The 18,677-nt window shown below is 73.2% G+C and carries 19 protein-coding genes; 10 read left to right on the plus strand and 9 right to left on the minus strand.

Going from position 1 to position 18,677, the window contains the following annotated elements:
- Together BKE38_RS17305 and BKE38_RS17310 are read right to left on the minus strand one after the other, a co-directional pair.
- Window positions 1-488 (minus strand): protein-disulfide reductase DsbD domain-containing protein (locus BKE38_RS17305; protein ID WP_278247629.1); only part of this gene is annotated, 488 nt, incomplete at its 3' end.
- Window positions 489-548: 60 nt separating this feature from the next.
- Window positions 549-1,370 carry an isocitrate lyase/PEP mutase family protein gene (locus BKE38_RS17310; protein WP_076958525.1) on the minus strand — a complete coding sequence of 274 codons (822 nt, stop codon included), beginning with the start codon at window positions 1,368-1,370 and terminating at the stop codon, window positions 549-551.
- 128 nt (window positions 1,371-1,498) lie between these two features.
- Here BKE38_RS17310 and BKE38_RS17315 point away from each other — a divergent pair, with 128 nt between their 5' ends.
- Window positions 1,499-3,058 carry a glycosyltransferase family 2 protein gene (locus BKE38_RS17315; protein WP_165694213.1) on the plus strand — a complete coding sequence of 520 codons (1,560 nt, stop codon included), beginning with the start codon at window positions 1,499-1,501 and terminating at the stop codon, window positions 3,056-3,058.
- Between the two features lie 7 nt (window positions 3,059-3,065).
- Here the strand turns inward: BKE38_RS17315 and BKE38_RS17320 are convergent, their stop codons facing one another.
- Window positions 3,066-3,347, minus strand: a complete 282-nt coding sequence (locus BKE38_RS17320; RefSeq protein WP_076958527.1) for a hypothetical protein — start codon at window positions 3,345-3,347, stop codon at window positions 3,066-3,068.
- 130 nt (window positions 3,348-3,477) lie between these two features.
- On the opposite strand from BKE38_RS17320, the gene hrpB reads away from it, so the two are divergent.
- The 4 genes from hrpB (at window position 3,478) to BKE38_RS17340 (ending at window position 9,108) form a co-directional block, all read left to right on the plus strand.
- Window positions 3,478-5,913 carry an ATP-dependent helicase HrpB gene (gene hrpB, locus BKE38_RS17325; protein WP_076958528.1) on the plus strand — a complete coding sequence of 812 codons (2,436 nt, stop codon included), beginning with the start codon at window positions 3,478-3,480 and terminating at the stop codon, window positions 5,911-5,913.
- Between the two features lie 104 nt (window positions 5,914-6,017).
- The gene (locus BKE38_RS17330; RefSeq protein WP_076958529.1) at window positions 6,018-7,097 is read left to right on the plus strand and encodes a trypsin-like peptidase domain-containing protein; all 1,080 of its coding nucleotides are present in this window, start codon (window positions 6,018-6,020) and stop codon (window positions 7,095-7,097) included.
- A 173-nt stretch (window positions 7,098-7,270) separates the two neighbouring features.
- Window positions 7,271-8,323, plus strand: a complete 1,053-nt coding sequence (locus tag BKE38_RS17335; RefSeq protein ID WP_076958530.1) for a FecCD family ABC transporter permease — start codon at window positions 7,271-7,273, stop codon at window positions 8,321-8,323.
- Window positions 8,320-9,108: an ABC transporter ATP-binding protein gene (locus BKE38_RS17340; protein ID WP_076958531.1), complete on the plus strand. Its 789-nt coding sequence runs from the start codon at window positions 8,320-8,322 to the stop codon at window positions 9,106-9,108. Before BKE38_RS17335 ends, BKE38_RS17340 begins: the two co-directional genes overlap by 4 nt.
- 285 nt (window positions 9,109-9,393) lie before the next feature.
- Here the strand turns inward: BKE38_RS17340 and BKE38_RS17345 are convergent, their stop codons facing one another.
- Complete coding sequence (locus BKE38_RS17345; RefSeq protein WP_076958532.1) at window positions 9,394-10,200, minus strand: siderophore-interacting protein; 807 nt, start codon at window positions 10,198-10,200, stop codon at window positions 9,394-9,396.
- A gap of 2 nt (window positions 10,201-10,202) precedes the next feature.
- Window positions 10,203-10,691, minus strand: a complete 489-nt coding sequence (locus BKE38_RS17350; protein ID WP_076958533.1) for a PadR family transcriptional regulator — start codon at window positions 10,689-10,691, stop codon at window positions 10,203-10,205.
- A 213-nt stretch (window positions 10,692-10,904) separates the two neighbouring features.
- Between BKE38_RS17350 and BKE38_RS17355 the strand changes: the two genes are divergently transcribed.
- The 4 genes from BKE38_RS17355 (at window position 10,905) to BKE38_RS17370 (ending at window position 14,715) form a co-directional block, all read left to right on the plus strand.
- Window positions 10,905-11,585 (plus strand): winged helix-turn-helix domain-containing protein, encoded by a 681-nt coding sequence (locus BKE38_RS17355; RefSeq protein WP_076958534.1) that lies wholly within the window; start codon window positions 10,905-10,907, stop codon window positions 11,583-11,585.
- A gap of 16 nt (window positions 11,586-11,601) precedes the next feature.
- Window positions 11,602-13,032 (plus strand): sensor histidine kinase, encoded by a 1,431-nt coding sequence (locus BKE38_RS17360; protein WP_076958535.1) that lies wholly within the window; start codon window positions 11,602-11,604, stop codon window positions 13,030-13,032.
- 153 nt (window positions 13,033-13,185) lie between these two features.
- Window positions 13,186-13,401: a hypothetical protein gene (locus tag BKE38_RS17365; RefSeq protein ID WP_131829629.1), complete on the plus strand. Its 216-nt coding sequence runs from the start codon at window positions 13,186-13,188 to the stop codon at window positions 13,399-13,401.
- Window positions 13,402-13,530: 129 nt separating this feature from the next.
- The gene (locus tag BKE38_RS17370) at window positions 13,531-14,715 is read left to right on the plus strand and encodes a YbfB/YjiJ family MFS transporter (RefSeq protein ID WP_076958537.1); all 1,185 of its coding nucleotides are present in this window, start codon (window positions 13,531-13,533) and stop codon (window positions 14,713-14,715) included.
- 200 nt (window positions 14,716-14,915) lie between these two features.
- Here the strand turns inward: BKE38_RS17370 and BKE38_RS17375 are convergent, their stop codons facing one another.
- Window positions 14,916-15,911 carry an enoyl-CoA hydratase/isomerase family protein gene (locus BKE38_RS17375; protein WP_076958538.1) on the minus strand — a complete coding sequence of 332 codons (996 nt, stop codon included), beginning with the start codon at window positions 15,909-15,911 and terminating at the stop codon, window positions 14,916-14,918.
- A 114-nt stretch (window positions 15,912-16,025) separates the two neighbouring features.
- Between BKE38_RS17375 and BKE38_RS17380 the strand changes: the two genes are divergently transcribed.
- Window positions 16,026-17,120 (plus strand): ABC transporter ATP-binding protein, encoded by a 1,095-nt coding sequence (locus BKE38_RS17380; protein WP_076958539.1) that lies wholly within the window; start codon window positions 16,026-16,028, stop codon window positions 17,118-17,120.
- Here BKE38_RS17380 and BKE38_RS17385 read toward each other — a convergent pair whose 3' ends face one another.
- From BKE38_RS17385 to BKE38_RS32200, 3 genes are all read right to left on the minus strand, one after another.
- Window positions 17,121-17,546 carry a Rap1a/Tai family immunity protein gene (locus tag BKE38_RS17385; protein ID WP_076958540.1) on the minus strand — a complete coding sequence of 142 codons (426 nt, stop codon included), beginning with the start codon at window positions 17,544-17,546 and terminating at the stop codon, window positions 17,121-17,123. It abuts the gene before it with no gap.
- Between the two features lie 69 nt (window positions 17,547-17,615).
- Window positions 17,616-18,359 carry a superoxide dismutase gene (locus BKE38_RS17390; RefSeq protein WP_076958541.1) on the minus strand — a complete coding sequence of 248 codons (744 nt, stop codon included), beginning with the start codon at window positions 18,357-18,359 and terminating at the stop codon, window positions 17,616-17,618.
- Window positions 18,360-18,490: 131 nt separating this feature from the next.
- A partial coding sequence (locus tag BKE38_RS32200) for a hypothetical protein (protein WP_207553599.1) occupies window positions 18,491-18,677 on the minus strand: 187 nt, incomplete at its 5' end.

An 18,677-nucleotide genomic window follows, 5' to 3' on the forward strand; every position in this document is an offset into this window, starting at 1 on the left:
GCCTCGACCGGGAAGTCGAGGCGGAAGACGCCTTCCTCGGGGATGCAGACCTTCTCGCAGACCAGCCAGCTGGCGCGGGCCTCCAGCGTGAAGACGTCGCCGGGCTTCAGCGAGGCGGGCGGCGTCACCGTCAGCGGCAGCACCACCGCGCCCTCATAGCCGTAATTGACCAGCGGGCCGAAGGGGATGCGCTGCGGCGCCGGCCAGTCGAAGCCGCTGGCCTGGGCGCCGTCAGGGAGAGAAAACTCGATCTCCGGCGGGGTGCCGGCATCGCCCGGGTTGATCCAGTAGGTGTGCCAGCCCGGGGTCAGCTGCTGCTTCAGCCCGACGCGGAAGGGCTGCCCGGGCGCGACCGCCGCCGGCGCCGCGGCCAGGGTGACCGAGGCGCGCGGCGACTGCACCGCCAGGCTTTCCAGCGCCGCGGCCTGCCGCGGCAGGGCCAGGCCAGCGAAAGCCATCAGGGCGAGGGCAGCCGGGATGCGCGACATGAACGAATTGAAACCTTATTCCCGAGCCCGACGGAAGGGTTAATGGGGTGACGAAACGTGTCAGCCCCGATCACCTTTGTGCGGTGCCATATAGGCCTCGACCTCGCGCCCCGTCAGGGCCTCGGCCGCGAAACCGAAGCTGCCCTGGTCGCGCATCTCCACCCCGGCGCGGTGCAGCGCGGCCAGCGCCGTGCGCGCCAGCGAGCCGCCCAGGCTGATGCGCTTCACCCCCGCCTCGGCCAGCTCGGCGACGGTGAAGGGCTTTCCCTTCAGGCCCATCACCACGTTCACCGGCTTGTCGACCGCGGCGCAGAGGGTGCGGATCTGGCTAAGCTCGGTGAGCCCCGGGGCGTAGAGCACCTCGGCCCCCGCCTTGGAGAAGGCCTGCAGCCGGCGGATGGTGTCGTCCAGGTCCGGCTTGCCATGAAGATAATTCTCGGCCCGGGCGGTGAGGACGAAGGGCAGGTCGCGCGCCGCCTCGGCCGCGGCAGCGACGCGCTCCACCGCCTGGTCGAAGCCGTAGATCGGGCGGGCCGGGTCGCCGCTGGCATCCTCGATCGAGCCGCCGGCCAGGCCCACGGCCGCCGCGTCGCGGATGGTGGCGACGCAGCCCTCGGGATCGTGGGAAAAGCCGTTCTCCAGGTCGGCGGAGACGGGGACCTCCACGGCGTCCACGATGGCCCGCGCATTGGCCAGGGTTTCTGCCTTCCCCGCCGCGCCGTCCCGCCGGCCGAGGCCGAAGGCCAGCCCGGCGCTGGTCGTGGCCAGCGCCTGGAAGCCCAACCCCGCCAGCAGCCGGGCGCTGCCGGCATCCCAGGGGTTGGGGATGACGAAGGCGCCGGGCGCCGCATGCAGGGCGCGGAAACGGTCGATGCGGGTCATGCCGGCGGATTCCTTCCCGGGACGGATCTTGGCCCCGATCCTAGACCCCGGGGCGGCCTGCTGTCCCGCCCTGCGCCGGCATGGTAGAAGCCGGCTGGTTCGATACCCTGGCGGGAGAGTGGAGCAGGATGGCGATGGACCCCCGCCGGCGGCTGGCGATCTGCGCGATCGCCAAGAACGAGGCGCCCTATCTCGCCGAATGGGCGCTCTACCACCGGATGATCGGCGTCGACCACATCCTGGTCTACAACAACGGCAGCGACGACGAGAGCGCGTCTGTGCTGCAGGCGCTGCAATCGGCCGGCGTGCTCGAGACGCTGGACTGGCCCAGCCACAGCGACGGCAGCACCCAGAAGCGCGCCTATGCCGACGGGCTGGCGCGGCTGCGGCCCGATTACGAATGGCTGGCCTATATCGACATCGACGAGTTCCTCTACGTGCCCGGCCATGGCAACGACCTGCAGGCCTTCCTGGACGCACACGGGGATCGCGGCGCCATCGCGGTGAACTGGAAGCTGTTCGGCACCGGCGGCCAGGAAAGCCGCGGCCCCGGCCTGGTGGTGGAGCGCTTCACCCGCTGCGCCGGCACCCAGCATTCCGGCAACCGCGCGGTGAAGACCCTGGCCCGCACCGACGCGCTGGCGGTGCCCAACCTGCACAACCACGCCTTCGCCCCCGGCATCCGCTACGCCACCATCCATGGCGAGGAGATCGCCGCCGGCACCGGCAAGAGCGGCACGGTCAGCCACGACGTCATCTGCCTGCACCACTATTTCACCAAGTCGCGCGAGGAATGGGACGCCAAGGTCGCCCGCGGCCGCGCCACCAAGCCGGACTCGCATCCGGACAAGATCCGCAAGGAAGACCACTTCCGGATGCACAACCGCAACGACCGCGAGGACCGGTCGCTGCTGCCCTATGGCCCGGCGATCCGCACCCGCCTGGCGGGCATCCCGGGCCTGCCGGCCGTGGCCATCCCGGCACCGCTGCCGCAGGCGCCGTCCTCGGCCGCCGCCGCGACCCGCTTCGCCCGCGCCAGCTACGCCCCCGCCGGCGAGGATTTTCTGACCGTTGCCCTGGCGGCGCGGCTGGGCCTGCCGGCGGACACGCCTGGCACCTACGTCGATATCGGCTGCGGCGCGCCGGCCAGGAACTCTTTCACCTTCGGCCTGCATGGGCTGGGCTGGCGCGGGCTGTGCCTCGACCCGCGGCCAGAGCTCGCCGCCGACTTCGCGGCCCAGCGCCCCGGCGACATCTTTCTCCCCGTCGGCATCGCGGCCGAGGCGGGGGAGCTGCCGCTGCACCGCTTCGGCAATCCGTCCATCGACACCTTCGACGCCAACCGCGCCGCCATCATGGCCGGCCAAGCGCGCCGCGGCCGCGAGCCGCGCGGCACGCTGCCCCGCCCGGTCCGCCCGCTGCAGGAGGTGCTGGACGAGACCCTGCCGGAGACCGCGCTGCATCTCCTGGCCCTCGACGTGCCGGGGGCGGAGCTGGCAGTGCTGGCGACGCTCGACTGGGAACGGACGCGGCCTTGGCTGGTGCTGGTGGCGCTGCGCAGCCGCAGCCTGCACCAGGCGCTGCGCAGCGGCCTGACCCGCGCCATGGCCGAGCGTGGCTACGAGGCCATGGCCTCGACCGGCGGCGCCGTCCTCTACGCCGATTCCCGGCGGCTGGCGGGCAACTGACCCCGCCTCAGTAGTGCCGCGGCGGTTCCGGCAGCAGCCGGAAGCCGGGCGCCAGGATGCCGGGGTCGAGCGAGCTCGCCTCCTCCCGCTGCAGCATCGAGGCCTGCATCTGCCGGGCGCAGAAGGCGCGATCCGGCTGGTCGGCACACTGCAGCGCGGCTTGTTCCTGCGCGTGCTTCTCCACCGCCATGCGGCGCAGCAGCCGGGTCGGCAGCGGGCCGGGCTGCGCCGCCTTGGCGCTGGCCACGGGGGTCTCCACCGGGGCCGTGGCGCAGCCGGCCAGCAGCAAGGCCGCGATCCCCCAGCATCCTGCGCGTATGGAAAAACCCTCCGATCCGATGCCGCATCAAAGCAGGGCAGCGCGCCGCGGCAAAGGCCGCCCCCTGCGCCGGCGCCGCGGATGCGCTACAGCAACCCCCATGACCAGCCTCCCCGTCCTGCCCGTCACCGAAGCCCTGCCGCGCCTGGCCGAGGCCCTGGCCGCCGGCCCGAATGCCGTGCTGGTGGCGCCCCCCGGCGCCGGCAAGACCACGCTGGTCCCCTTGATGCTGTCCGACCAGCCCTGGGCGACGGACAAAAAAATCGTCGTGCTGGAGCCGCGGCGGGTCGCCGCCCGCGCCGCCGCCCGCCGCATGGCCGAGCTGATCGGCGAGCCGCTGGGCCAGAAGGTCGGCCTGTCGACCCGGCTGGACCGCGCCGTCTCGTCGGCGACCCGGATCGAGGTGGTGACCGAAGGCCTGCTGGTGCGCCGGTTGCAGACCGATCCCGGCCTCGACGGCGTCGCCGCCATCCTGTTCGACGAGGCGCATGAGCGGAACCTCGACACCGACCTGGCGCTGGCCCTCTGCCTCGACCTGCAGCGCGGGTTGCGGCCCGAGCTGCGGCTGCTGGCCATGTCCGCCACCATCGAGGCGGGCGGCTTCTCTGACCTGCTCGGCGGCGCGCCGGTGGTGGAAAGCCTCGGCCGCGCCTTCCCGGTCGAGGTCTTTCACCGCCCGCGCGACCTGAAGGAGCCGCGCGACCTGCCCGAGGCCATGGCCGCCGCCATCCGCGAGGCGCTGCGTGCCCATCCCGGCGATGTCCTGGCCTTCCTGCCCGGCTGGGGCGAGATCCGCCGCACCGCCGACCGGCTCGGCGGCGTCGATGCCGATGTGCTGCCCCTGCATGGCGAGCTGCCGCCGGCCGAGCAGGACAAGGCCCTGAACCCCGGCCCCCGGCGCAAGGTGGTGCTGGCCACCTCGATCGCCGAGACCTCGCTGACCGTGCCCGGGGTGCGCATCGTCGTCGATGGCGGCTACCGCCGCGCGCCGCGGCTGGACCCGGCGACGGGGCTGGCGCGGCTGGCGACGCTGCGCATCTCCCGTGCCGCCGCCGAGCAGCGCGCCGGCCGCGCCGGCCGCACCGAGCCGGGGGTGGCCATCCGCCTCTGGACCGAGGCGCTGCATCGCGGCCTGCCGCTGGCCGATCGGCCGGAGATCCTCGAATCCGAGCTGTCCGGCCTGGCGCTGGACTGCGCCGCCTGGGGCAGCGACCCGGCCGAGATGGCCTTCCTCGACCCGCCGCCGGCGGGGATGCTGGCCGCCGGCCGCGCCTTGCTGCGCGATCTCGACGCGCTGGACGGGCAGGGCCGCATCACGGCGATGGGCCGCCGCATGGCGCGGATGGGCACGCATCCGCGCCTGGCCCGCATAATGGCCGAGGCCTCCGACGCGGAAGAAGCCGCGCTCGCCGCCGAGCTCGCGGCCCTGCTGGAGGAGCGCGACCCGATCCGCGGCCGCGAGGCGCCGTCGGACATCCAGCTGCGCCTCGACCTGCTGGCCGGCGCCGACGACCCCAATGCCGACCGCGCCGCCATCGGCCGCATCCGCCGCACCGTGTCGCTGCACCGCCGGCGCCTGGGCGTCCCCGGCGGCACGGTGGCCGAGGGCGATGCCGGGCTGCTGCTGGCTGCCGGCTTCCCCGACCGCATCGCCGCCAAGCGCGGCACCATGGACGGCGCCTTCCGCCTGGCTTCGGGCCAGGGTGCCCGACTGCCGGCGACCGACCGCCTGGGGAAATCACCGCTGCTGGCCGTAGCGGATCTCGAACTCGCCGGCACCGAGGCCCGCATCCGCATGGCCGCCCCGCTGACCCGCGAGGCATTGGAAAAGAAATTCCCGGACCGGCTGATCCGGGAGGAGGGCGCCGCCTTCGATGCGCGCAGCGGCGCCGTCATCGCCCGCCGCCGGCTGCGGCTGGGCCCGCTGGTGCTGGAGGAATCGACGCTTCCCCATGCCGATCCCGCCGCGGTGGCCGCTGCCCTGGCCGAGGGCGCAGCGTCCCGGGGCTTCCGCGACCTGGACTGGAGCAAGGCCGCCGAGCAGACCCGCGCCCGGATGGGATGGATGCACAAGGTGGTCGGCGGCGACTGGCCGGATGTCTCCGACGCGGCGCTGGCGGTCGATGGCGCGCCCTGGCTGGCCGCCTGGCTGTCGGGGCTGGCGAAGCTCAGCCAGCTCAAGGCGCTGGATGCCACCAACATCCTGCGCAGCCTGCTGCCGCATCCGCTGCCGCGGCAGCTGGACGAGGCGCTGCCGCCGCGGCTCGACCTGCCCGCTGGGCGGAGCGCCGCCATCGATTATACCGGCGAGGTGCCGCGGCTCGAGGCGCGGGCGCAGTGGCTCTACGGCATGAAGGACCTGCCGAAGCTGGCGGGGGGCAGGATCCCGCTGCAGGTGGCGCTGCTGTCGCCGGCCGGGCGGCCGGTGGCGGTGACCGCAGACCTCGCCGGCTTCTGGCGCGGCGCCTGGGCGGATGTGCGGAAAGACATGCGCGGCCGCTATCCACGGCATGACTGGCCCGAGACTCCAGGCTGAGACCGCAGCGCGAAAGAACCTTGAAGCCGGGCCCAACCCCGCGCCACATAGCGCATTGACCGGCGTGACGACCCCAGACGCGCCGTTGAAGGAAACTCGCCCTGATGCCTGCCCCCCGCCGTCAATTCGTCGCTGGCCTGGCCGCGCTGGCCGTGCTGCCGGCGGCGCCGGCCCTGCTGCGCCCGGCCCCCGCCGCGGCGCGCGCCCTGCTGCCCGACTTCGCCGACCTGGCCGAGCAGGTGCTGCCCTCGGTGGTGAACATCGCCGTGCTGTCGGAGCAGACGACGACGCAGATCCCGCCCGAGCTGCGCGGCAGCCCCTTCGAGCGCTATTTCCGCGAGCGGCGCGGCGCGCAGCAGGTGCAGGGCGCGGGCTCCGGCTTCATCATCGATCCGGCCGGCTATATCGTCACCAACAACCACGTGGTCGGCAATGCCGTGCGCGTCGTGGTCTCGACCCAGTCGGGTACCGAGCTGACCGCCCGCGTCGTCGGCACCGACGAGCTGACCGACCTGGCGCTGCTCCGGGTCGAGCCGCGTGCGCCGCTGCCGGCGGTGGCCTGGGGCAGCTCGGGCAATCTGCGCGTCGGCAACTGGGTGCTGGCGGCCGGCAATCCCTTCAGCCTGGGCGGCACGGTGACCTCGGGCATCGTCTCGGCGCGCGGGCGCGAGATCGGCGCCGGGCCTTTCGACGACTTCATCCAGACCGACGCCGCCATCAACCCGGGCAATTCCGGCGGGCCGCTGTTCAATGTCGCCGGCGAGGTGATCGGCATCAACACGGCGATCTACTCGCCCTCCGGCGCCTCGGCCGGCATCGGCTTCGCCACCCCCTCGGACCTGGCGCGCGGCGTCATCGACCAGCTGCGCCGCGACGGAAGGGTCGAGCGCGGCTGGCTCGGCGTCGCCGTCGAGGATATGGGCGAGGAGCAGGTCCCCGGCGGCCGCAACCGCGGCGTCCAGGTGCGCAGCGTCGAGCGCGGCAGCCCCGCCGCCCGCGCCGGGCTGCGCCAGGGCGACGTGGTCACCGCGCTGAACGGCGAGCGGATCGAGACCTCCCGCGCGCTGATCCGCGGCGTCGCCGGCACGCCGCCGGGCCAGACCGTGCGCGTCACCCTGACCCGCGAGGGCCGCTCGCGCGAGCTGGCGGTCCAGGTCGGCCGCCGTCCCAGCAACCCGGGCTGAATCGCGGCCGGGGAGGGGGCACCCTCCTCCCCACCGCAGGGCGGCTGCCCGCAGACAGGGCTTGGTCTCGCAGTTGCGAGTGATTATGGATTGCCCCCAGACCATCCCCCTGGAAGGGCAGCCCGTGACCCCTGACGCCTCCCCCTGCCTGTTCCCGGCATGAGCGCTGCCCCATGAGCGCTGCCACCCTGGGCGGCGCCGCCGCCGGCTACCGCGCCCTGCTGCTGAAGCGCGTCATCGTGCTGGCGGTGCTCAGCCTGCTGCTGCTCGGCTCGCTGCTGCTCGACATCGCGACCGGTCCCTCGCGGCTCGGGCTGTCCGACGTGGTGGGGGTGCTGCTGAACCCGGGGGCCGCCACCGGCCCGGTCTCGGTCATCGTCTGGGACGTGCGGCTGCCCTATGCGATCATGGCGGTCCTCGTCGGCGCCGCGCTGGCGCTGGCCGGCGCCGAGATGCAGACGGTGCTGAACAACCCTCTGGCCAGCCCCTTCACCCTGGGCGTCTCCTCGGCCGCCTCGCTGGGTGCCGCGCTGGCCATCGTGCTCGGCGTCGGCCTGCCCTGGGTGCCGACCGACTGGCTGCTGTCCGGCAATGCCTTCCTCTTCGCCTTCCTCTCGGTGATGCTGCTGCGGACGCTGTCCAAGCTGCGCGGCGCCGGGGTCGAGGCGCTGGTGCTGTTCGGCATCGCGCTGGTCTTCGCCTTCAACGCCGCCGTCGCCCTGCTGCAATTCGTCGCCACCGAGCAGGCGCTGCAGCAGCTGGTCTTCTGGTCGATGGGCAGCCTGGCGCGCGCCACCTGGCCGAAGATCGGCATCATGGCGCTGTGCCTGGCCATCGCCATCCCCTTCTCGGCGCGCGCCGCCTGGAAGCTGACCGCGCTGCGCCTCGGCGAGGAGCGGGCGCTGTCCTTCGGCATCGATGCCGACCGGCTGCGCGACGGCGCCCTGCTGCGGGTTTCTCTTCTCTCCGGCGTCTCGGTCGCCTTCGTCGGCACCATCGGCTTCATCGGGTTGATCGGTCCCCATGCCGCCCGCCTGCTGGTCGGCGAGGACCATCGCTTCTTCCTGCCGGCGGCGGCGCTGTGCGGTGCGCTGCTGCTGTCGCTCTCCTCGCTGGCCAGCAAGATGCTGGTGCCCGGCCTGCTGGTGCCGATCGGCATCGTCACCGCGCTGGTGGGCGTGCCCGTCTTCATCGCGCTGGTCTTCACCCGGGGGCGCCGCGCATGAAGCAGCTCGAGATCCAGGGCCTGACCCTCGGCTATGGCCGGCGCGAGATCCTGCACGGCGCCAGCCTCGACGCCCTGCGCGGCGGCGCCATCACCGCGCTGATCGGCCCCAACGGCGCCGGCAAGTCCACCCTGCTGCGCGGCCTGGCCGGGCTGCTGCCGGCCCGAGGCTCGGTCAGGCTGGACGGGCAGGAGATGATCGGCCTGCGCCTCGAGCACCGCGCCCGCCACATCGCCTATATGCCGCAGAGCCTGCCCCAGGGCGTCGCGCTGACGGTGATGGAGGCGCTGCTGGGCGCGCTGCGCGCCAGCCCGACCGCCGAGGGCCAGCTGTCCGCCAGCGCCGCCACCGAGCGGGCGCTCGACCTGCTGGAGCAGCTCGGCATCCCGCATCTGGCGCTCGTCGGCCTGGACCGCCTCTCCGGCGGCCAGCGCCAGCTGGCCGGCCTGGCCCAGGCGCTGGTCCGCCGCCCCCAGGTGCTCCTGCTGGATGAGCCCACCAGCGCCCTCGACCTGCGCTACCAGCTGTCGGTGATGGAGCTGGTGCGCAAGCTGACCCGCCAGCACGGGCTGGTCACCGTGGTCGTCGTCCACGACCTGGCCCTTGCAGCGCGCTACGCCGACGAGGTGGTGATGCTCGCCGGCGGCACCATCCGCGCCCAGGGCACTCCCGAAGCCACCCTGACCCCGGCCATGCTGGCAGAAGTCTACGGCGTCTCGGCGCGGGTCGAGCGCTGCTCGCACGGGCATCTGCAGGTGCTGGCGGATGCGGCGCTGCCCGCCTGAAGCAGGAAGGTTGGGGCAGGCGAGGGGAATGAATTCCCCCGCGGCGCAGTGCGCCGCGCCCGTTCTTTTTTCTGTCAGTGCTGCCGCGCGGACCTGGCCACGCGGGACGCCACACTGAACCGCAGCGCGACCTTCGCGGTCGCGCTGTTGTTTATGAACACGGCGCCCCGCCGTGATGCCCTGACGACGGTGCCAGTTTGGCGCTGGTCCTCGAACGGCCGGTGATCAGAAAGAAGATGGGGGTTCGGGGGAATTCATTCCCCCGACCTGCCGCCTTGTCGTCCTTCAATCCGAAATGCTGTCATGCACTCCCGCCGCCCCGCGCTTCCAGTAGCCGGCGGCCTTGGTCCAGCGCGGGTTTGCGCCCTTCTCGGCCACCAGCAGCGCGCGGAGTTCCTTGGCGATGACGGATTCCGCCGCCACCCAGGCGAAGAAGTCGCCTTCCGGGAAGGCCACCTCGCGCAGCGTCCCGGCCAGCGTCGTCCGGCGGCGATGCGACCACACCACGGTGACCTGCGCGGCGCTGGGCAGGGGCAGTTCGTGCCCGGGGCCTTCGACCTCGGCGACGACCAGGGCGCGGCTGCCGGCGGGCAGCTCTTCCAGGCGGCGGCCGATGGCGGGCAGGGCGGTCTCGTCGCCGACCAGCAGATGCCAGTCGAAGGCCGTCGGGATCACCATCGAGCCGCGCGGGCCGGCGGTCAGCAGGGTCTGGCCCGGCGCGGCCTGCAGCGCCCAGGCGGTGGCGGGGCCGGCCTCATGCAGGGCGAAGTCGATCACCAGGGTCTGCGCGACGGGGTCGAAGCGGCGTGGCGTGTAGTCGCGGGCGAGCGGGCGTTCTTCCGTGGGGAAGACCAGGCCGTCGGGGCCCTGCTGCGGCAGGATGGCGGCGTCCTGGCCGGGGGCCAGGAAGAACAGCTTCACGTGGTCGTCGAAGCCGAGGCTGACGAAGCCTTCCAGCTCGGGCCCGCCCAGGGTGACGCGGCGCATCGAGGGGGAGAGGTCTTCCACCGACAGCACCGCGAGGCGGCGCAGGCGGATCGGGTGGCGGCGGCGCTCGGTGGCGCGCGGGTCGGGGGTGGCGGCGTCGTTCATGGTCAGAGGCGCTCCAGGCGCTTGGCGGTGGCGTCGAGGAGGTCGGCGATCGCCTCCACTTCGGCCTCGGTGAGGGGGGCGCGGGCCAGCCGCAGATGCAGGCCCAGGCGCAGGTTCTCGATGGCGCGGATGATCTGGGGAGGACGGCCGGCGCGGGCTTCCGGGGTCATGCGGGCGAGCATGGCCTCCAGCGCCGGGCGGTTCTCCTCCAGGAAGCCGAGGCCCGCGGGGGTGGCCTCGAAGCGGCGGCGGCTGCCGCCGGCGGCGACGGCGGTGGCGTAGCCGAGCTCCTCCAGCAGGGTGAGCGTCGGATAGACCACGCCCGGGCTCGGCGAATACTGCCCGGCCAGGCGGTCCTCGATGGCCTTGATCAGCTCGTAGCCGTGGCGCGGCTTCTCGGCGATCAGGTGCAGCAGCACCAGGCGCAGGCTGCCATGCTCGAAGATGCGCTCGCCGCGCCGGGCCGGGTCCCGGCCGCCGAAATCCCGCATCGCTCTCCCCGATTCGATATATCGATATAGTTTAGATATATCGAAACTTTCGGCGCGACAAGGCGGCGAGCCTCAGCGTGACATTCCGGTAATGGCCTGCCTGGCCGCGCCGCGACTGGCGTGTTGCCGCGGCGCACGGCATGGTGCATGTCCCGGCCCGCCTCCTCTCCGATCCGTGCGGAGCGGGGGGCCGCGACAAATGGAGCATGCACCATGCGCATTCTGCTGGTGGAAGACGATGCCGAGGTCGGCCGCTTCGTGAAGAAGGGCCTGCAGGAGGCCGGGCACACGGTCGAGCACGCCGCCAATGGCCGCGACGGGCTGTTCATGGCCGCCGGCGAGAGCTTCGACCTGCTGGTGCTGGACCGGATGCTGCCGGGCGGCGTCGACGGCGTCCGCCTGGTCGAGACCCTGCGCGGCCAGGGCAACCACACCCCCGTGCTGTTCCTCTCTGCCCTCGGCGGCGTCGACGAGCGCGTGAAGGGGCTGAAGGCCGGCGGCGACGACTATCTGGTCAAGCCCTTCGCCTTTGCCGAGTTGCTGGCGCGGGTCGAGGCGCTGGGCCGCCGCCCCGCCGTCGACGCCCCGGCGACGCGGCTGAAGGTCGCCGATCTGGAGCTCGACCTGCTGTCGCGCACCGTGACGCGGGCCGGCCGCAAGATCGACATCCAGCCGCGCGAGTTCCGCCTGCTGGAGCACCTGATGCGCCATGCCGGTCAGGTGGTGACCCGCACCATGCTGCTGGAGAAGGTCTGGGACTACCACTTCGACCCGCAGACCAACGTGATCGACGTGCATGTCTCCCGCCTGCGGCAGAAGTTGGACAAGGGGCAGGAGAAGCCGCTGATCCACACTGTCCGCAACGCCGGCTACATGATCCGCGCCGAGCCCTGAGTCTGATCTGACCGCCATGCCGCACCGCCGCCAGCAGCATCCCGGGCCGCTCTGGCGGCTGCTCTCCTCCGCGGGCTTCCGCTTCGCGACGCTGTTCGCGGCGCTGTTCCTGGCCGCCGGGCTCGGCTTCGCCGGCGTGCTCTGGTGGGGCACGGCGGGGACGCTGGAGCGGCAGACCGATTCCGCCATCCGCGCCGATGCCCAGGCGCTCGCCGAGCGCTGGCGCGAGGCCGGCACCGATGCGGTGATCGAGGCGATCGGCGAGCGGCTGGCGCTCGATGCCGACGGCCAGGCGCTCTACCTGCTGCTCGATCCGCGCGGCCAGCGGCTGGCCGGCAACCTGGTCAGCCTGCCGCCCGGCGCCGGCGAGGGCCCGGCCGAATCCTGGCACCACCTGACGCTGGAGCACGAGGACGAAGCTCCCGGCGAGGCCCGCCTCTACTTGCTCGAGCTGCCCGGCGGCGCGACGCTGGCGGTCGGTCGCGAGGTCAGCGAGAAGCAGCGGCTGCGCGCCCTGCTGACCGAGGGTCTGGCCTGGGCCGCCGGCGCCGCCCTGCTCTTCGCCGTGCTCGGTGCCTGGCTGATGCGCCGCGCGCTGGAGCGCCGCCTGACGCCCGCCGTCGCGACGGCCGCGCTGATCGCCGGCGGCGACCTGTCGCCGCGCGTGCCGCTTTCCGCCCATGACGACGAATTCGACCGGCTGGGCGCCAGCATGAACACCATGCTCGACCGCATCGCCCATCTCATGGACGGCGTCCGCGGCGTCTCGGATGCCATCGCCCACGACCTGCGCACGCCGATTGCCCGCGCCCGCAACGGGCTGGAGGAGGCGCTGCTCTCCGAGGACGAGGACCCCGCGGCGCTGCGCGGTGCCATCGAGCGCGGCATCGCCGACCTCGACAACGTCACCCGCGTCTTCCAGGCGGTGCTGCGCATCGCCGAGGTCGAGGCCGGCGCCCGCCGCGCCGCCTTCGCCCCGCTCGACCTGGCGCTGCTGCTGGCCGACGCCGCCGAGCTCTACGGCGCCTCGGCCGAGGCGCGCGGCCAGACGCTGCACACCGGCTGGACCGCGCCGCTGAACCTGACCGGCGACCGCGACCTGCTGCTGCAGGTGGTGGCGAACCTGCTGGACAATGCGGTGAAGTTCACGCCGCCGGGCGGCAACATCACCCTCTCGGCCGCCCGCGACCACGACCAGCTGATCATCCGCGTCGCCGACGAAGGCCCCGGCCTGACGCTCGCCGACCGCGAGCGGGTGGGCGAGCGCTTCTTCCGCGCCGACCAGGCCCGCACCACGCCGGGCTCCGGCCTCGGCCTGTCGCTGGTGCGCGCGGTGGTGCAGCTGCATGGCGGCGTGCTGTGGTTCGAGAATGGCGACGGCCCGCCGGATTTCCCGGGCCTCGTCGTGCTGTTCCGCCTGCCCGCCGCCGCCGCGCCCGCCGTCTGACCTGGCCGCCTGATCTGGGCCACCTGATCCTGGCGCAGGATCACGAATGACCGAGGCTTCATCCCCTGCCCATCGCGGGGCAGGGCGGCGGCCGCCAGAGTGCCGCCCATGCTGCTTCGCCTGCCTTGTCTCTTGGCCCTGATGGTGGGGGCCATGCCCGTTGCCGCGACCGAGCTGCGGCTGGTCGCGCCCGGCCTTGCCTATTGCGACGAGCTGTCCGCCCGCTTCGCCCGGCTGCCGGCGGCGCGCCAGGAGGTGGCCCGCGACCTGGCCGAGGAAGGCAGCCAGCTGTGCCATGACGGCCATGTCCGCACCGGCGTCGCCAAGCTGCGCCGGGCGCTGCGCGCCGCCCAGCCGCGGCAGAACTAGACGCGGCCGTAGGGCAATGCTGATTTGCGTCACCCCAGGTTTGCGTTGCCCGAGGCTTTGCCACGCGGCGAGGGGCTGATAGGCCAGCATCCATGCCCTGCTTCCTCCCCCGCCGATGAGCCTGCGCGCATGACCGGCCGGTCGCGGCTGGTGCCCGCCGCCGGCGCCGGCGCCCTGCTGGTCGGCATCGGCCTGGCGCGATTCGCCTATGTGCCGATCTTCCCCGCCATGGTCGCCGCCGGCTGGGTCGATGGCGGCGGCGCCGGGCTGCTCGGCGCCTGCAACCTGACCGGCTACCTGCTGGGCGCGTTGGGCGGCCGCGGCATCGGCCGCCGCCTGGGCGTGCCGCGCGCCATGGATCTGGGCATGGCGCTCGCCACCCTGGCCTTCTTCGCCTGCGCCCTGCGGCTGGAGGGCGCCGCCGCGCTGGCCTGGCTCGGCTTCTGGCGCGGGCTGGCGGGGTTGGCCGGCGGCGTGCTGATGGCGCTGGCCGGCCCCGCGGTGCAGGCCGTGGTGCCGCCGGCCCGCCGCGGCGCGGCGGCGGGGGTGGTGATGTCGGGCGTCGGCTTCGGCGTGGTGCTGGGCGCCACGCTGGTGCCCTTGCTGCTGCAGGCCGGGATCAGCGGGCTGTGGCTGGGCCTGGGCGCCGCCAGCCTGGCCTTCTGGCTGGTGCTGCGCCCGCTCTGGCCCGACCCGCCGCCGGCCGAGACCATGGGCGTCCCCGCCGGCGGCCAGGTGCCGCGCGCCACCCAGCTGATGGTGACCTACGCCCTGGCCGCCGCCGGCATGGTGGCGCCGATGGTCTATCTGGCCGACCTGGGCGCCCGCGGCCGGGGACTGGAAGGCCTGGCCCTGGCGATGATCTGGGTGCTGTTCGGCCTGGGCGGCATCGCCGGCACGCTGACCGGCGGGCGGCTGGTCGGCTGGCTGGGCGGCCGCCGCGCGTTGATGGTCTGGATGATGGTGGAGGTCGCAGCCCTGGCCTGCGCCCTGCTGCCCGGTGGTGCCGCGGTGCTGCTGGCGGCCCCGCTCAGCGGCTTCGCCGGCATCGGCATCAGCGCCGTGGTGCTCGGCGCCGCGCGCGAGCAGGCGGGCAGCGCCACCGGCATCCTCTGGGTGCGCGCGACCGCGCTCTTCGCGCTGGCCCAGGCGGGCACCGGCTTCGCGCTGGCTGCCCTGTTCAAGGCGACAGGCGAAAGCCACGCGGCGGTGTTCGGGGCGGGGCTGGGCTTCGCGGTGCTGGCGTTTTTGGCGACGCTGTTCAGCGGGGAGGTTGGGGGAATGAATTCCCCCAAGCCCCCATCTTCTTTCTGATGACCGGCCGTTTGCCGACCTGCGCTTTGGCGGAGCCGATATCAGGGCATCGCGGCGGGACGCCGATGGATGAAATCGGCGCATCCTCGAAGGTCGTGCTGCCGACTGGCCGTTTCACGTCCTGTCTCCACGTGGACACGGCAGTCTGACAGAAAAAAGAAGGGGTCCAGGGGAATTCATTCCCCTGGCCTGTCCCTGTCTTAATCTTCAAACATCTCTTTCATCGATGCCACCGGCTGCCACTTCGGCGACTGGTCCTTGTCGACCAGCACCGCGCGGACGCCTTCCGCGAAGTCGGGGTGCTGGGTGACGGTGCGGGTCAGCACCAGCTCCTGTTCCAGGCAGCCCGGCAGGTCCAGCGACGCGCCGCGCTTCAGCAGTTCCAGGGTCACCGCCACGCTGGTCGGCGAGACACGCCGCAGGATGGCGAGCTGCTCGGCCGCCCAGTCGGTGGCTTCGGCTTCCAGGGCGCGCTCGATGGCGGCGCGCTCGTCATGGGCGAAGCAGCGGTCGATGGCAGGCCGCAGGGACGCGATGCGGCCGGGGGGGACGGCTTCGGCGAAGTCGTCGATGATGCGGGCGTCGCCATGGGCCAGCAGGGCCTGGCGCAGCGCGGGCAGCTTTTCGCGCGGGACGTAATGGGTGGCGAGGCCGGCTTCGACAGCCTCGGCGCCCTTCAGCCGGGCGCCGGTCAGCGCGATCCAGCGGCCGAGCCCGCCCGGCAGCCGCGGCAGCACGTAGCTGGTGCCGACATCGGGGAAGAGGGCGATGGCGGTTTCCGGCATGGCCAGCAGCGCGTGCTCGGTGACGATGCGGTGGCTGCCATGCACCGAGACGCCGAGGCCCCCGCCCATGCAGATGCCGTCGATCAGGCTGACCCAGGGCTGCGGGAAGGCCGCGATGCCGCCATTCACCGCGTATTCGCGGGAGAAGAAGGCATCGACCGCCGCCCGGTCGCCGTCCAGCACCTGCTGGCGCACCTGGCGGACATCGCCGCCGGCGCAGAAGGCGCGGTCGCCGGCGCCTTCCAGCAGCACCAGGCGGATGCCGGGGTCGTCGCGCCAGGCCGCGATGGCGGCCGCGAATCCGTCGATCATCGGCAGATCCAGCGCGTTCAGCGCCCGCGGGCGGTTCATCAGCAGCCGGCCGGTGGCGGCTTCGCGGGTGGCGATCAGGCTGGCATCCGCATCGGTCATCGACGATCCTCCGTTCTTGTCGCCCGCAGAGTTGCGGGGGTTGCGGCGGTTGACAAGCGGGGGCGCCACGCCCGATGCCTGTCGGGCTCGGCGTGGCGTTGGGGGATGGTGCGAATGGCGGAAGCCCTGGTCCGGTTCGAAGGCGTGCGCAAGGCCTATGGCCCGGCGTCCGGCGGCTATGCGGTGCGGCAGCTCGACCTCGAGGTGCGGCGCGGCGAGCTGCTGACGCTGCTCGGCCCCTCGGGCTCGGGCAAGACCACGACGCTGATGATGCTGGCCGGCTTCGAGCTGCCGAGCGAAGGGCGCATCCTGCTGGAGGGGCGCGACATCGCCCGCCTGCCGCCGCACAAGCGCGGCATCGGCGTGGTGTTCCAGTCCTATGCCCTGTTCCCGCATATGTCGGTCGCCGAGAACGTCGCCTTCCCGCTGGAGGTGCGCGGCGTGGCCAAGGCCGAGCGCGCGACGCGGGTGCAGCGGGCGCTGTCGATGGTGCGGCTGGAGGGCTTCGGCGACCGCCGCCCGTCGCAGCTGTCGGGCGGCCAGCAGCAGCGCATCGCCCTGGCCCGCGCCATGGTCTTCGAGCCGCCGATCGTGCTGCTGGACGAGCCGCTGGGCGCGCTGGACAAGGCTCTGCGCGAGGAGATGCAGTACGAGATCCGCGCGCTGCACCAGCGGCTGGGCCTGACCATGATGTACGTCACCCACGACCAGCAGGAGGCGCTGACGCTGTCCGACCGCATCGCCGTCTTCGAGGGCGGGCTGATCCGCCAGCTGGCGCCGCCGCGGCAGATCTACGAGACCCCGGCCAATGCCTTCGTCGCCGGCTTCGTCGGCGAGAACAACCGGCTGCCCGGCCGCGTGCTGGGGCTGGAGGAGGGGCTGGCCCGCGTGGCGCTGGATTGCGGGCCCGAGGTCTGGGCGCGGCCGGTCGATTCCGGCCCGGCCGGCAGCCGCTGCCTTCTCGCGATCCGCCCCGAGCGGGTGGCGGTGGCGCCGGTCGAGGCCTCGACCCTGGGCGAGGATGCGCTGCCGGCGGTGCTGCGCGAGGCGATCTTCCAGGGCGACCATGTGCGGCTGCGGCTGGGCCTGGGCGAAGGCGGCGAGATCCTGGTCAAGCGTGCCATCGGCGGCGGGCAGTTGCCCGAGCCCGGCGGCCCGGCGGCGCTGGCCTGGGACGCCGAGCACGCCCATGCCTTCGCGGCGGCCTGATCAGCAGCGCAGCGCGAGGCGGACGAGCGGCGCGGCGCCGTCGCGGAGCCGCACCGGCTGCAGGGCGGACAGGTAGTTGAAGACCCGCGCGTCGCGCTCATGCGGCTTGAGGGCAGGGTGGGCGCAGGCCGGCGTCACCCCGGCGTCGAGCACGCCGTCGATATAGGCGCTGGCGCGGGCGGCGACGAAGGCGCGGCCGGCTTCGCCGCCGGGGTCGCCGGGCCCTGTCTCGCCGCGCAGCGCGCCGAGCAGGGCGGCGCCGCTCATCCGGTCGAAGCGGATCTCTGCCTGTGCCGGCAGCGCCGCGAACAGCGTCATGGACGAAAGCCCGCCCCAGGCGAGGCGGTAGAGGCCGCGGGCAGCGCGGTGGCGGGCCCTCAGCAGGGCGAAGCGAAGCGCGTCAAGGCGGATCAGCAGGACATGCATGGCGCCGATCCTGCCGGCCGGCGCCGAGCGGGCCGAATCGCGATCAGGCGATCCGGCCCCACATCTGCGTCAGATGCCGAGCGTGCCGGCCTTGGCCGCGGCGTAGCGCTGGGAGATCTTCGACCAGTCCAGCACGTTCCACCAGGCGGCCAGGTATTCGGGCCGGCGGTTGTTGTATTTCAGGTAGTAGGCGTGCTCCCAGACGTCGTTGCCCAGCAGCACGCGGCCGCCCTCCATCAGCGGCGTGTCCTGGTTCGGCCGGCTGGCGATGGCCAGCTTGCCCGCCTGGTCCACCGTGACGAAGACCCAGCCCGAGCCGAAGACGCGGGCGCCGGCGCCGTTGAAATCGGTCTTCATCTTGTCGAAGCCGCCGAGGTCGCGGGTGATCGCCTCGGCCAGCTCGCCGGTGGGCGCACCGCCCTGGCCGCCCATGATCTGCCAGAACATGGCGTGGTTGGCATGCCCGCCGCCATTGTTGCGCAGCACGGTGCGCACGGCTTCCGGCGCCTCGGGCAGCTTGGCCAGCAGCTCCTCCAGCTTCATGCCGGCCAGGGCCGAATGGTCCTTCAGCGCGCCGTTCAGGTTCGTGACATAGGCGGCGTGGTGGCGGTCGTGGTGCAGCGCCATGGTGGCCGCGTCGATATGCGGCTCCAGCGCGTTGTTGGCGTAGGGCAGCGGCGGCAGGGTGTAGGGACCGGTGGCGGCGGCCGGCGCCGCGGCCTGGGCGAAGACGCGCCCCGGCAGCAGGGCGGTCGCCAGCAGCGAGGCTCCGGCGATCAGGGCCCCGCGGCGGGCGAGGAGGGGCTGGGTCATGGCGCGTCTCCGTGTGAGGTTGCTTCCTCAACGCGGGAGTTTGGCGCGGGATGCGGCGAAGGAAAGGATCATGCGCGACCCGCCGCGAAACTTTCCCTTCCCCCGCGCGGGGCGGGGGAAGGGTGCGGGCCTCACCAGCGGCGCGGCGGCGGGCGGCGATAGTAGCGGCGGCGGGAATAACGCGGCGGCGGGCGCCGGTAGGCCGGCCGGTAATGGCGGCGGTAGTAGCGGCGCGGCGGCGGCCGGTAGGGGCGGCGGTAGGGGTAGGGCTGCGCCTCCGCCTCGCTGCTCAGCACCACCGGGGCCACGGCCACGACC

It is taken from the genome of Teichococcus deserti (assembly GCF_001982615.1).
GTDB classification, from domain to species: Bacteria; Pseudomonadota; Alphaproteobacteria; order Acetobacterales; family Acetobacteraceae; genus Pseudoroseomonas; species Pseudoroseomonas deserti.

Coding starts and splice junctions, on each gene's coding strand:
- BKE38_RS17315 (WP_165694213.1), top strand. CDS start 1,499: ATGGCGATGGACCCCCGCCGGCGGCTGGCGATCTGCGCGATCGCCAAG.
- BKE38_RS17345 (WP_076958532.1), bottom strand. CDS start 10,200: ATGAACGACGCCGCCACCCCCGACCCGCGCGCCACCGAGCGCCGCCGC.
- BKE38_RS17390 (WP_076958541.1), bottom strand. CDS start 18,359: ATGACCCAGCCCCTCCTCGCCCGCCGCGGGGCCCTGATCGCCGGAGCC.
- BKE38_RS17375 (WP_076958538.1), bottom strand. CDS start 15,911: ATGACCGATGCGGATGCCAGCCTGATCGCCACCCGCGAAGCCGCCACC.
- BKE38_RS17350 (WP_076958533.1), bottom strand. CDS start 10,691: ATGCGGGATTTCGGCGGCCGGGACCCGGCCCGGCGCGGCGAGCGCATC.
- BKE38_RS17380 (WP_076958539.1), top strand. CDS start 16,026: ATGGCGGAAGCCCTGGTCCGGTTCGAAGGCGTGCGCAAGGCCTATGGC.
- BKE38_RS17360 (WP_076958535.1), top strand. CDS start 11,602: ATGCCGCACCGCCGCCAGCAGCATCCCGGGCCGCTCTGGCGGCTGCTC.
- BKE38_RS17340 (WP_076958531.1), top strand. CDS start 8,320: ATGAAGCAGCTCGAGATCCAGGGCCTGACCCTCGGCTATGGCCGGCGC.
- hrpB (WP_076958528.1), top strand. CDS start 3,478: ATGACCAGCCTCCCCGTCCTGCCCGTCACCGAAGCCCTGCCGCGCCTG.
- BKE38_RS17370 (WP_076958537.1), top strand. CDS start 13,531: ATGACCGGCCGGTCGCGGCTGGTGCCCGCCGCCGGCGCCGGCGCCCTG.
- BKE38_RS17355 (WP_076958534.1), top strand. CDS start 10,905: ATGCGCATTCTGCTGGTGGAAGACGATGCCGAGGTCGGCCGCTTCGTG.
- BKE38_RS17330 (WP_076958529.1), top strand. CDS start 6,018: ATGCCTGCCCCCCGCCGTCAATTCGTCGCTGGCCTGGCCGCGCTGGCC.
- BKE38_RS17365 (WP_131829629.1), top strand. CDS start 13,186: ATGCCCGTTGCCGCGACCGAGCTGCGGCTGGTCGCGCCCGGCCTTGCC.
- BKE38_RS17385 (WP_076958540.1), bottom strand. CDS start 17,546: ATGCATGTCCTGCTGATCCGCCTTGACGCGCTTCGCTTCGCCCTGCTG.
- BKE38_RS17310 (WP_076958525.1), bottom strand. CDS start 1,370: ATGACCCGCATCGACCGTTTCCGCGCCCTGCATGCGGCGCCCGGCGCC.
- BKE38_RS17335 (WP_076958530.1), top strand. CDS start 7,271: ATGAGCGCTGCCACCCTGGGCGGCGCCGCCGCCGGCTACCGCGCCCTG.